Consider the following 12,664-nt stretch of genomic DNA (forward strand, 5'->3'; position numbering starts at 1 on the left):
TGATAATTTAAGGTTTAGACAAATAAAAAGGCATGAGAACACCGATAAAAACTCTTTTTGACCATCCAAACCTAAAATTTCGCCAACCAATTGGGTTCCAGTATCATTCACGCAAATTAATACTAAATATGTAATGAGGTAGGAAGAAGATTATGCATACATTTTTCCAAGGCTACAAAAAATATCCAGGTCTAGGCATACTATATATGTGCGGTCTTCTTGTCAACGTTATAAATACTATTTTGAGACAAAGATTCAATACATGATGGGGAGAGCCTAAAGATTTTGTGGTAAGAAGCTTAACATTATTCTGAAAAAGTCTATCTACACACCTTTATTCCCCTCTAAGAAACACCCTAATTCTGTCAACCAAAGCTGGTTATTTCATGAGCGCAATGTCAACAGCACCCTTGATCTCGATTGGTATACCGACTTATAATCGGGCCCATGCTATTTCGGATGCTATTGTTTCTATTCAGAAGCAGGATTTTGAAAACTGGGAGCTTATCATCTCTGATAACGCCTCTCCAGACAATACCGAAGAGGTAGTACGAGCTTTTGCCAAAGATGACTCCAGAATCAAGTACTACAAACAGGCAATGAACGTGGGCCCACGGTCCAATTTCACCTTCACCAGAGATAAAGCCAATGGAAAATACTTCATGTGGATCTCTGATGATGATGAGCTTGTCCCTGGCCTTCTAAATCAGTATTTTGAGTTTATGGAAAGCAATCCCGAATTCGTCCTGGTTTCGGGGGAAATAAAATACTGGATAAAAGAAAAGTTAGTCATGGTCGAAACGGATCTGGGCAGGGAGGAAAAGCTTCCTTTGCTTCGGTCATTTTTATATTATTTCAAAGTCAGGCATGGAGCATTTCTTCATGGCCTGCAACGTTTATCCGTTTCATCCAAGGTCCCCCTTCGTTCGGTGATTGGCAATGATTGGCATTATGTAGCCAGCCTTGCACATTTGGGCAAGGTCAAACAATTGAAAATTGAAGGGTATAACAAGGATTTTGAAGGAGGTTCGCGAAGCTTCATCAATTATGCCCGAACCTATGGAGAACGAAAGATTTGGGGTTACCTGCCCTATTGCAAGATTGCATTTGATGTATTTAGAGAGTATTTGTATAAATCTCCAGTCCTACGCAAAAGCCATTTTTTGATGCGTTTCCTGGCAGGTAGTACATTAGCTATTTGGATAATTGCCCGTGCATATCTCTATGTTTATCCAAAAGTACTCCTTCAAAATTATAAGAAGGTCCCAGGATTGATCATATCAAAATTAACAACACGTTAATGACATAACACAAAGATTGGAGCCCAGATTATATGTTATTTAATTCATTCGAATTTTTAGTTTTCTTTCCAGTTGTAATTGTTCTGTATTTTTCATTGCAGACCAAAAACCGCTGGTGGCTATTACTGATAGCAAGCTATGTTTTTTACATGGCCTGGAAACCTGCATATATAATTCTGATTATACTCTCGACCTTTGTTGATTATTTTTGTGGGCTTAAAATGGGGAGTTTGGATGAAAAGGCGAAACGAAAGCCTTTCCTTTATATCAGTCTCCTTTCCAATTTAGGTTTGCTATTTTTCTTTAAGTACTATGGTTTCTTTGCAGATTCGGTGGACAGCTTCTTTGCCTTTATGGCGCTTGATTTCACATCGCCTGCACTGGATCTGATTCTTCCCATGGGTATATCTTTTTATACCTTCCAGACCATGAGTTATTCTATTGATATCTACAATGGGAAACTCAAACCGGAAAAGCATTTTGGGATATTTGCCCTTTTTGTCTCTTTTTTCCCGCAATTGGTAGCTGGGCCGATCGAAAGAGCCAGCAACCTCCTGCCTCAATTTGGCAGGATGACAGAAATAAAGTTTAATTCGGAGAGAGCTACCAGGGGATTGCAACAGATGCTTTGGGGTATGTTTAAGAAGGTAGTCATTGCAGACCGATTGGGGGTATTGGTAAACTCGGTATATGACCAGCCGGAATACTTTGAAGGTAGCAGCTTATTATTGGCAACTGTATTCTTTTCCTTCCAGATTTATTGTGACTTTTCCGGCTATTCGGATATTGCTATTGGAGCTGCAAAGATTATGGGCTTTGACCTTATGAAGAACTTCGATACCCCTTATGCATCCAAAACTATATCAGAATTCTGGAAACGCTGGCATATCTCCTTATCAACCTGGTTCAGAGACTATGTGTACATCCCTATGGGGGGAAATCGAGTGGTGAAATGGCGCTGGTATTACAATTTGTTTATCACTTTCCTCGTAAGTGGATTGTGGCATGGAGCAAATTGGACCTTTGTGATTTGGGGAGCTCTACATGGCGTCTACCTGATCGGTGCCATATTGTTGATGCCGGCTAAAAACAACTTCAACCGCCTCAGTGGGTTAGATAAGTTTCCACAGCTTAAATCATTCATGGATGTAGGAATTACTTTTGGTTTGGTGATGATAGGCTGGGTCTTTTTCCGTGCCAATCATATCACAGATGCCATTTACATCATCGGAGGGTTTTTTGATGGAAAAACAGCAGACTTGACAAACTTACTCTCCGCAGTAGGAGGAGTATTTATAGGAGCAGGAACCCTCGATAATATTGGTCTGGGTTCTGACTTAATGTCCGCCTCAGGTTATAGCCTGGGACTTACAGTATTTGACTTTATCCTTGCAGTTGGAAGTATCATTTTCATGACGATCATGGAAAGTAATTTTCGCATGGAAAGTTTTCGTCTCAAGTGGAAATCTCGTCCGGTTTATGTAAAATGGGGTACATATGCAATGTTGATTTATGTCCTTCTGTTTTTCAGGAATTTCGAGAGTAGTGAATTTATTTATTTTCAATTCTAGCGAGAAATGAAAAAGTATGTAACAAAATTAGGATTGTTTTTGGGACTGGTATCTTTCCTACCAGTCATGCTTGTTACATTGCTGAGTATTAACTCTTATCAACCTATTCTAACCAATAGCCTGAGTTTTGATACCAAGCTCCACCATATCTTAGATAATGACATACAAAAAGTTGATGTCATGGTTCATGGCTCTTCTATTGCGTTGAATAACTTCCATTCAGAAACCTTCAGCTCCTATCTTTCCGATGAGTTGAGTTTTTATAATTTTTCTTCCTGGAACCTGAATATGGAAAACAATTACCTGATCCTGGACGTCTTCACCGAAAGATTTGAGCCAAAGACGGTGATTTTACCCTCTTGCTACGAAGATTTTCAGCAAGCAGTAGTTCAGTTGTGTAGCAAATCTGATTTGAACCTCTTTCTGGACGATTATGCCAAGCCCTTTTTCTACTTAAAGCATCTAGACCTCTTTAATATTCTAAGGAGGAAGAAAAATGTAGATGAATTTCGGCGTGAAAGCGTAAAGAATACCCAGAAGCAATACTTCCTGGATGAAAATGGAGGTGTATCACTTACCGTTTCCAAACAAAACCTCAACCTAAAAAGATGGAACAAAGAGTTGATTGCCAAAATTGATACAAATCAATACACTTACCTGGAAAAGATTTGTGAGACTATGCAGGAGAGAAACATCAAGCTAGTCTATGTCCAAACGCCTATGAAAAAAGACAATTGCAAAACAAAGGAATGCCAGGATTTTCAAAAGGCCCATCAGAAATTGGTCAAAGACATTGTCGAAAAATACGGTCATACTTATGAAGATTTTTATACTGACAATCCGTATCCTGATTCCATGTTTTGCGATGAAATCCACCTTAATCTTGATGGCCCCAGTTATTTCACCAAACAATTGGTCTCAAAACTGGATAATGGTGAGATTATCACTCGGGTAAAGAATTGATCTGATTAAGAATACAGCCTGAAAAAAGGCCTGAAATATCGTCTTATTTTTTAATTACTCCATATCCATAGGCCGGATGATTTTCCGGAATCTCGAGATCCAGCTTTTCAGGATACCCCCACTTAATTGGGCCGACTTTTCCCTTAAGTTCAAAGCCGCTGCCCTCCCGTACTTCTTCCAAATCAGAAAATCCTGATGTATAGGCCTTTTCTTTCGTACAACTAAAGCTTAGTCTCCCCTGATCAGATAAATCCAGATAGAAATTCTCATCTATACTATTTTCAGAAGAGCCTTCACCGGTATAAAGAATCATGTCCGACTTATCCGAATATCCAATGAGGTTTTTCCTAACGATATTTTCTTCCAGGCTATGATTTTTCCTGGGCATTCCGTGCAATACAATGCCCACCCATGCATGCAGAACTGTATTATTTTCTACGAGGGTATTGCAGGAACCGGCTATGTAAATGCCTTGCTGTTGGCAGTTGATTACGTAATTATTTCGGATGCGAACCCCGTACTCCAGGATTTCTTTATCAATAGGAGGAGCAATTTCATACATGATTCCTACGCGATTGTTGATCACCCAATTTCCTTCGATATCATTTTCTCCTAAATCGTGATCAAACCATATACCCTGCCCGTAGTTCTCACAAACTATATTTTCTATAATCTTCAAGCCTCGAATGGCGGGAATTACCTTGATTCCTCCTGCATGCCAGAATGGATCAAATTTACGGTAGTTATTAGCCTCTATTTTGCAATGTTTGATTACGATATCCATATAGGTAGCATCGTCCCGGAAAGGGCCGTTATTACCATCCAATCCCAAAGCTCCATTTTTACGAATCAAGCTATTCTGAATCCGATGTTTGGTCCCTCCAAATTTTATCCCACTAAAATCTCCATAGGCAATATCTACCTGATCCAGCAACCAGGCATTTCCTCCTATCCGCAAAACATTGGAACGAATACCTCTATACGTTCCATTGGTATGCAACAGTCCCAAATCCAATAGGTGTACGTTGTCTATTTTTTGCCCATCCAGCACAAAATCATCGGTACTCGCCTCAACCAAGGCCTGATTCGGATCAACATCCGTCATGATCAAAAGTCGCTGTTCCAGGCTGTCATAATAAAAGGAATGAAGTCCCATGTCCTCTATCCCCTCTCCTACGGGAGGCAAAGTCTGCTTATTATCCCATAACTTGCGTCTGTTCCAGGGAGAAAGGCTCCCAATCTGCTGCAAAGCCTCTCCATTTACAAAGACTTGCTGGCTATTGACAATCCAATTATTTCTTTGCCATACCTGCTCCCCAATCTTTTCCCAATTGTCCACTTTCGCCGAACCCTTAATCTGAGTCTTATTATAACCTTTGCCCTGTATAATCAGAGGTCTGTCCGCAGAACCTCCCCTGTAAAGCATCAGAGAGCCTTCATAATAGCTTCCCTCTGCCAATAAGATCCGGATCCCTTCACCAGCCTCCTTCAATGCTCTTTTCAAGCTTCTAAAGGGTTTACTTTGACTTCCATCTTCCGCATCATTGCCTGAGGGATCGACATAAAAAGTCTGATAACTGGCATCAGCTATGCTTTCTATCAAATTTTGGGGATGCGGACCTGCTTTCAGAGGTATTTCGCCACAAGAGATATCAGCCTGTGGTGAACAGGTAGCGGCAGATAGCAGAAGCCAGGATATAAGACTTGACAAAAAAATGAAATGCTTCAATTCTTGTCGCTTTGACCACAGTCCCTCAGGCCATTTGTTGACTTTTCTGTAGGATAGATTCATAGACGGAGAGTAAGGTTTCATAGTTTTCCTCAGGGGTATATTTCTTTTCGTAGATTTCGCGGGCCCCTTTGACGAGTTCGTTCTGCAATTCGACTGAGGCATCAAGCCTGGCAATTTTGTCAAGCAAGCTTTCAGCATTATTAGGTTCAAAGTGCAACCCACTTTTTCTGTCTTCGATCATTCGACCGGGATTACCCAAATCGGAAACAATGATGGGAGTTCCGGTAGCCAGGGCCTCCAGAATAACCATGGGCATTCCTTCATACCAAATAGAAGGAAAAATCAATGCTCTACAGGATTTCAATTTCTGGACAATTTCTTCTTTCGGAAGAAAGCCGGGATAGGAAACCCGCTCATTCTTATCTACAGTGGCTTCTACCGCATCCTTTAGAGGTCCATCTCCCAGAATTTCCAAACGAAATTCTCCTTTATTTGCAGCTTCCAGCAAAACCTCAATTCCTTTCTCCTCTGACAAGCGACCTATAAAAAGATAAAAATCCTCTCTATTTTCCAGATTGCAACCATTGTCTTCCGTGAAATTCGGTTTTATATAAAATTTGTGATCCGGCACTTTGATGGAAGAGCCAACAAATTTGCTTTTTGCAAATTCCGTAAACACAATGTAGCCATCTATGAGATTGCTCCAGGTGTTGAGGTATTTGTGGAAAGAAGTAATCAGGGTGATCAGAGCCGTTAAGCCAAGATTATTATTCCAAACTTTCTGAAAAATGGCTTTGACCGGGAATGTTTTATGGATGTTGTCTTCGTAAATTCTTCCCTTATGGTAGAGATAAACACTCGGACAGATGAGCCGATAATTGTGTAACGTCATAACAACGGGCACCTTCATTTTCCGAGCAGCATATAAAACCGATGGCGAAGCCAGGTAGAATAAATTGTGTATGTGAATTACATCTGGTTTAAATGTCTGAATTTTTTCCCGGACCTGCCGATAAGTCTTCCTATTATAAAGCCCTTTCCAGAACATCGAAATTTTTCCCCAGCCTGAATCTATATCCTTGTTGTGAAAACTCAGTTGTTCCACCTCATGACCATGGCTTTTGAGCAATTCTGTCTCAGAGCGAAAAACGGTATCTTCCCCTCCTTTTTGCAGATAATAATTATGGATCAATAAAATCCTCATGATTTTATGATACTTCTTGTGGTTTCGGTAAAACAGTTCTCAGCTTTTCATAAAGGGTTCTCACCTGATTTTCCCAGGTGTAAGAAGTGATCCTTTCGCAGGTTTGTTCAGATTTCGCTGCATAGATCTCTGGATTTTGGATCAAATCCAGGATTTCCTGAGCCAAATCTTCTACAATCTTGTCCACACTTTTCCCTTCGACTTTTACCAGGGAACCACTTTGTTCATCTACCATCACGCCTGGTCCTCCCAGATCCAGAGCTATGACCGGTAAACCATAAGACATCGCTTCCAAAACAACCGATCCTCCTGAATCATGAAGGCTTGGGAAGAGAAATAAATCATGGTCTTTATATTTTTCAAAGACTTCATTTTGCGGAATATTTTCTATCCATTCCACACCAGAACCCACTCCCAGCTCTGTTGCATATGATTGGAGGGCTGCTTTATTCTTTCCACTCCCAATCAGACTAAAAGATAAATGAGGGTACTGTTCCCGAGCCAACTTAAAGGCTCGCAAAGCCAAATGAATGCCCTTCCAGTATAAAATACGCCCCACGAAGAGGAGCTTTATATGTTCTTTGCCTTCGATACGCTGTGGTTCCGGCGAACGATCTCGGAGATGTATGCCTATATCCACATGATTGAAGCATTTCTCTCTGAATTTCTGAGGCACTTCCTGACGGGTATCCTCGGTTCTACTGAAAATGAGTTCAGCATGCTCAAAGCAGCGATACAGGCTTTTATTTTGTCTTGCCAGAAAGTTGGAGAAATCTCTGAGTCTTTCCGCAATTCTCGCTTTGAAAGGAATACTTTTGGTAAGAGCTTCTGTAGCATGTTCGCCTCCTCCAAGGGGACCAAAAACAAAAGGCAAAGGAAGTTTCCATAAATGACTTGGAATTCGATGAACCCCAAAGGTGATGTGATGCACGACATCAAAGCTACTTAGATCCAGCTTCGCCTTGATAAAAGGATAAACTGCTTTTTGCCAGTTACGATAATACCAGTATACGCCAATGAAGCCCAACTTTTTCTTTAGACGAAAGGAAAGGCCCTTATGATCGAAATAGATAAAATGAAGATTGGGCAATTCCTGTGCTTCCGGATTGCTACTCAGCACTCCTTCATTATTTGCACGAGTCAGTACATGGACCTCATGCCCAAGACGGGCAAGTTCCAGGGCCCAGTTCCAGCCTATCCCGGGTTCACTTCCCCGATTAGGTTCGCAAGCATATGCTGATAAGAGTATTTTCAAAATTTCTGTCTTAGCAAAGCTTCTATATCCACCATATGGGTTCTTCCCAGGGTGTAGGTTTCCATCACTTCCTTTAGCAGAAAGAGTTTAAAAAGGACTTCTGCTTCAGAAGAAGCGAGCTCTTTTTTTATATAGTCAAAAAGTTCGGTACCATCCATGCCTTGTAAGTGGGTCGCTACCCGAAAATGGTAAGCAATCAAATCAAAGCTTTCGATTCCGTCTTTTTCAAAGTATTCTAAATCAAACAGCCGGACCTCATCTCCATTCTGTAACACATTCCAGGGACAAAAATCCCCGTGTTCATAAGCCAGGGCATAAGATTGGGTACTTTTTTGCACCAAATCATCCAATAGCTCTCCGTATTGGGCCAGCTTTTTCTCCTGAAAAAATAGTCTTAATTGCTCAATTCTTGGATGGCTTGAAAGGGGGTATTCCCGCTCTCTTTTCAGTTTGTTCAGGTAAGGATTGAAATCAAGCTTTTGCAGCTCGGTTTTACTCTCTTCGACCTCTTCTGAAACAAAAAAAGGAAATCCTTTATAAGTCCCTTTCCAAAGTACTTCCAGGGATTTTATGCCACATTGAGCAAAAACTTCCATGCCTTCCAATTCTCGCTCAAGTTTCTCTCTTCCCGCCTCATTGAGCGCATATTTCAAATAGCCGATAACTCCTTTCGCTCCCTGTATTTGAAAAATTACTTTATCTCCATCAGTCGCCAAATACTTTGACAGCACCAATGGTCCTTCTTCACTTTTGAAGTTCTGCTCTAGAAAATCCGCAAACTCGCTTTGGACTGATTTTTTACTAAAAAGGGAGATAAGTCCTATGGAGGAAAGGAGTTTTATAAGTTTTTTGAGGAATATAGCTTTAGCAGAATATACCCGGTATAATTTCAGGCTATTGAGAGCCATACGCGGATTATCAACAGCCAGGAGAACCTTGGGCTGAGAAAAAGGCGGCAGGGAAATATATTTGTTGCTGCTAAGCAAATCCACAACTATATCAATAAGATTTTCTTTCCATCACCTGCATAATCGATTCCCGAACCTGAAGCTCAACTTTGGGAAGGTCCTGATCAGAGTTGACCACAACCCCACGATCACAACTCCGCATAAATTCCAGGTATCTTTCCCGTGCATTTTTGCTTTCCTGCAAAGTCACTTCCTGTTTTCTGGCCTGCAAGACTTCTGCAGGCGCATCCAGGAGGATAAACATGTCCGGTTTGGGAATTAGTTTTCCGATCAAATTTGCCAGGAATTTACCTCCTCCATATCGATACCGAATTGGGTCTATCAGAATATCATGATAGTATCGATCAAATATCACCAAATGCGTCCGAATCAACCGCGGCTTTACCTTCATGATCCAACCCAGAGAATACTCAATCAATAGGTAAAATACTTTCAGGCTTGAAAATAGGAAGGAGCGTTTACTCTTTCCATGCGGATTGGATGCCTGTTCTGCAGGGCCTCCTTTATATATAAGCTTTGGACTTAAATGGAAATAGGTATTCTTGCGAAAGGCAGGAGAATCATCCTGGAGTTTTTTGATAATGGTAGATTTTCCAGAACCATCTGCACCCAGAAATGCGATACTCAAACCCGTAGGCCGGAATATTCTCCCCAATCTATTCAGGTAAAACTTAAACATGAGGCCGGGATTAAAGTTCAAATGATCCAGCAGATCTTCCTTTAAACCACCCAATACTTTTTGCACCCCAATCAGTTCCTTCTTCCCTTCCATTGCCAGGCAGATAAAGCCCTGATTTGATTTATTAAAGAATCTTTCCAGAACTAGCGAAGAGGCATCCGGAGATTCGGCAAATTTATCCTTTAGATACTCAAACTGCTCTTCATTCATTTCTTTCTTAACCACTTTTTTGAGCAGATAATAGAGAAATTCATTCGCCACTGATGGTACCCAGAATTTCAGCTTCCCATCCGATCCTGTGATCAGTCTCCTCCCATCCAGCAATTGTTTCCCGGAAAGCAACATATGCCGACCCTGGCTATAGGCACTGGCAAAATCAAATTGCACAGAAACCATTTTACCTTCGTGACTTTTTTGAAGAAAGAAAGCCTTTGCCAAAGGTTCATAGGGAATAACCTGCACCATATGTAGATTTTCATCCTTGCAGAAAGCCTGCATCAAGGGGATGATTCGTACAAAAGAAGTAGGATCGACTATAAAATCGACATCATTTTCCACCTCATAGGGTATTCGGCTCGCATTGGCTCCTACGATCACATATTTTAATCGAGCTCTTTCAAAAAACTCAACAAGTGCAACAATTATCCGGCTTCGGGCCTCCATGGTTTTTAATTGGTCAGCTGCTCAAAGGTATATTTATGGTTTTGCATCTTGAGGATCTTTCTTACCACCTTCAATCCTCCCAGTAGATTTTTATACAGGGAAATAGAAAAATTCCCATTCCCCAATCTGAAGTTGGAATATCTATTGAAGATCGAAAGTCCCTCTCTGAATCGAATTCTCTTTACCTCTGGTGTATCCAGTGATTTATTGGATTCATGCCAGCGGAATGAAGCAAAAAAGTCATTTATGTAGGTGATTTTATATCCCTTATGCAAAATATTGGCAAAGAAATCTTTATCCATACAGATATGGATTTCCTTATCAATCCTCAACCCATTGTCCAGGATAGCACGATTGAAGAAAAAAGTAGTGGAAGGGATATAACAATGGAAAAGCGAAAGCCATTTAACGGCACGATGCGTAATCAGATCAGTCGTCAGATTTCCATGTTTGTCGATAAAGTGAACATTGGAATACACTCCATCAAGCTTTTCGTCTTTGGAGAATAGGCTTACCACCTTTTTGAAGGTGTCTTTCAGGTAAAAATCATCTGCATTTAACCAACCAATAATATCTCCTGTAGCCTTGCTAAAGCCTTTATTTAAGGCATCGCTTTGCCCTTCATCCGGTTCACAGATGAGTACTACATGTGGATATTTCTTGATTATTTCAGGAGTCTGATCGTTGGAGCAATTGTCGACAATAATGTGTTCAAAGTTCTCATATCCCTGATTGAGGATGCTTTTTATCGCTTCCTCAATGAACTCGCCCTGATTGTAAGACGGGGTCACGATGGATATTTTTGGACTTTTTCCTTCCCTTTTTATCATCTTCTATAGATTTAGTTTCTTTATTTAAATTGAATTGTGCTGCCAGCAAGCCCAGATATATCCAAAGGATAATCGTAAAACCGTAGTGGTTGAGACTGGCATTAAAAAAGGACATGATGCATTGCATAAGCAGCATCCATCCCAGTATTAAGGTTTCATATTTATAGGGTCTTTCTTTTTTCGCATAGACCAAAGCTCTCAATATATATAAGCTACATGCGATCATCAGAACGATTACAAAAACCAATCCATTGGTCATGGACATAGAAATGAAATCATTGTGAGCCATAGAGTTATCGACATGACTGACTTTTTTCGTCCCCCAATACCAGTTTAATTCACGTATATCGATCTGCTCATCCCCAAAGGGTCTACCGACTAACATCCGTTTTTTATCCTCCGTCAGTCGATTTAAGAACACCTCCCACATTTTCAATCTCCAACCGGCCGTGTTTGCCGTAGGATCACCACTGGTAGTGGCTTCAATAATCTTCACATATTTGGTCTGTGTCGCGACGAGTCGCTGTGCACTATCGAGTTGAATAAATATCATGCCCGCCAGCACAATAGCTATCGCTGCCAGAAATTTTTTGACAAAGCCTAATTTTCCGGATAAAATGAAAAAGTATCCCAGGATCAGTACCGTAACAATCAGCATGGTTCTTACTCCTGCCAGAAATAGTATACCCAGATAGATGAGGACCAATAAGTCCTTTCTTAATTTGAAGAAATGAAAATCTGTTTTATTCTGAAGATCTATGATGGCAATCAATAAGCCCAAAACAAGTAGTCCTGCGAGGTCATTACCCGGATTATATCGGGAGACATCTGTTACCAGACCATCTGTTTCCAAACTCACCCTAAAGGTAACGAGCATCAAAACACAGAAGGCTATATTAAAAGAAGCCAGGCATACGATTTTGAGGAACTTGCGCAGATGTAAATTAAAGTCTTCATGCAAGAGAGTAACCAGTCCAAACAAGAAAATGGAAGTTAAATAAAAACGCGCCTCACCAATCACCGAGCTTCCATTTCTCAAGAGAATTCCCATCATGAAGTTAGAGCACCAGAATACTGTGAGAAAAATAAAAAAGGGACTCAGGTAGAATCTTCTTGGTTTTTTAGCCTGGATGAACTGGAAAATAATGTTTAGAAAGATCCAGCCCATAAATATATCCAGGAAGAGGATACGCGCTCCTGAATCTCCGGCCAATTTAAATCCTGCAAACCAATTCGTAATGTCCGTTAAATAGGCCATCAGAAACATAAAGATTTGCTCTTTCAGGTTGTACAGATTGCTTAAAATAAAGAAGCAGAAAGCCCCCATGAGTAAATAATCCAGTGCGCGAGATCCAGGTGACAAGCAAACCTGCACGGTTTTCACCATGATCAGAAAAGACCAGATATAATATTTCAGATCTAGCTCAGAGGGCTCAACGGTTTTATTTGATGTTCTAAATAACCTCATAATTGATCTGGTTTGAATGGGTTCAATTTA

Annotated in this window: 10 protein-coding genes; 3 read left to right on the forward strand and 7 right to left on the reverse strand. The window is 40.6% G+C overall.

The window, feature by feature from the left end; translation table 11 throughout:
- Positions 1–386: 386 nt before the first annotated feature.
- The 3 genes from R8P61_21455 (at position 387) to R8P61_21465 (ending at position 3,835) form a co-directional block, all read left to right on the forward strand.
- Positions 387–1,301, forward strand: a complete 915-nt coding sequence (locus tag R8P61_21455) for a glycosyltransferase family 2 protein (protein MDW3649651.1) — start codon at positions 387–389, stop codon at positions 1,299–1,301.
- 149 nt (positions 1,302–1,450) lie between these two features.
- Positions 1,451–2,872 carry an MBOAT family O-acyltransferase gene (locus tag R8P61_21460; protein MDW3649652.1) on the forward strand — a complete coding sequence of 474 codons (1,422 nt, stop codon included), beginning with the start codon at positions 1,451–1,453 and terminating at the stop codon, positions 2,870–2,872.
- 6 nt (positions 2,873–2,878) lie between these two features.
- A complete protein-coding gene (locus tag R8P61_21465; GenBank protein MDW3649653.1) occupies positions 2,879–3,835 on the forward strand; it encodes a hypothetical protein in 957 nt (318 codons plus the stop codon).
- A 43-nt stretch (positions 3,836–3,878) separates the two neighbouring features.
- On the opposite strand, the gene R8P61_21470 is transcribed toward R8P61_21465, so the two are convergent.
- Genes R8P61_21470 through R8P61_21500 form a run of 7 tightly spaced genes read right to left on the reverse strand, consistent with a single transcriptional unit; the run spans position 3,879 to position 12,634 of the window.
- Positions 3,879–5,627: a right-handed parallel beta-helix repeat-containing protein gene (locus tag R8P61_21470; protein ID MDW3649654.1), complete on the reverse strand. Its 1,749-nt coding sequence runs from the start codon at positions 5,625–5,627 to the stop codon at positions 3,879–3,881.
- Positions 5,590–6,771 carry a glycosyltransferase gene (locus R8P61_21475; protein MDW3649655.1) on the reverse strand — a complete coding sequence of 394 codons (1,182 nt, stop codon included), beginning with the start codon at positions 6,769–6,771 and terminating at the stop codon, positions 5,590–5,592. The genes R8P61_21470 and R8P61_21475 overlap by 38 nt, the downstream gene beginning before the upstream one ends.
- Before the next feature lie 4 nt (positions 6,772–6,775).
- Positions 6,776–8,026 carry a glycosyltransferase family 4 protein gene (locus tag R8P61_21480; protein ID MDW3649656.1) on the reverse strand — a complete coding sequence of 417 codons (1,251 nt, stop codon included), beginning with the start codon at positions 8,024–8,026 and terminating at the stop codon, positions 6,776–6,778.
- Positions 8,023–9,018 (reverse strand): hypothetical protein, encoded by a 996-nt coding sequence (locus R8P61_21485; GenBank protein MDW3649657.1) that lies wholly within the window; start codon positions 9,016–9,018, stop codon positions 8,023–8,025. Before R8P61_21485 ends, R8P61_21480 begins: the two co-directional genes overlap by 4 nt.
- Positions 9,019–9,025: 7 nt before the next feature.
- The gene (locus R8P61_21490) at positions 9,026–10,336 is read right to left on the reverse strand and encodes a hypothetical protein (GenBank protein ID MDW3649658.1); all 1,311 of its coding nucleotides are present in this window, start codon (positions 10,334–10,336) and stop codon (positions 9,026–9,028) included.
- Positions 10,337–10,341: 5 nt separating this feature from the next.
- On the reverse strand, positions 10,342–11,127 hold the full coding sequence (locus tag R8P61_21495) for a glycosyltransferase family 2 protein (protein ID MDW3649659.1): 786 nt from the start codon (positions 11,125–11,127) through the stop codon (positions 10,342–10,344).
- Positions 11,093–12,634 carry an O-antigen ligase family protein gene (locus tag R8P61_21500; protein ID MDW3649660.1) on the reverse strand — a complete coding sequence of 514 codons (1,542 nt, stop codon included), beginning with the start codon at positions 12,632–12,634 and terminating at the stop codon, positions 11,093–11,095. Before R8P61_21500 ends, R8P61_21495 begins: the two co-directional genes overlap by 35 nt.
- Positions 12,635–12,664 lie beyond the last annotated feature (30 nt).

It is taken from the genome of Bacteroidia bacterium, assembly GCA_033391075.1.
In the GTDB taxonomy this organism is placed as follows: Bacteria; Bacteroidota; Bacteroidia; order J057; family J057; genus JAWPMV01.

Coding starts and splice junctions, on each gene's coding strand:
- R8P61_21500 (MDW3649660.1), bottom strand. CDS start 12,634: ATGAGGTTATTTAGAACATCAAATAAAACCGTTGAGCCCTCTGAGCTA.
- R8P61_21470 (MDW3649654.1), bottom strand. CDS start 5,627: ATGAATCTATCCTACAGAAAAGTCAACAAATGGCCTGAGGGACTGTGG.
- R8P61_21475 (MDW3649655.1), bottom strand. CDS start 6,771: ATGAGGATTTTATTGATCCATAATTATTATCTGCAAAAAGGAGGGGAA.
- R8P61_21460 (MDW3649652.1), top strand. CDS start 1,451: ATGGCCTGGAAACCTGCATATATAATTCTGATTATACTCTCGACCTTT.
- R8P61_21455 (MDW3649651.1), top strand. CDS start 387: ATGAGCGCAATGTCAACAGCACCCTTGATCTCGATTGGTATACCGACT.
- R8P61_21465 (MDW3649653.1), top strand. CDS start 2,879: ATGAAAAAGTATGTAACAAAATTAGGATTGTTTTTGGGACTGGTATCT.
- R8P61_21490 (MDW3649658.1), bottom strand. CDS start 10,336: ATGGAGGCCCGAAGCCGGATAATTGTTGCACTTGTTGAGTTTTTTGAA.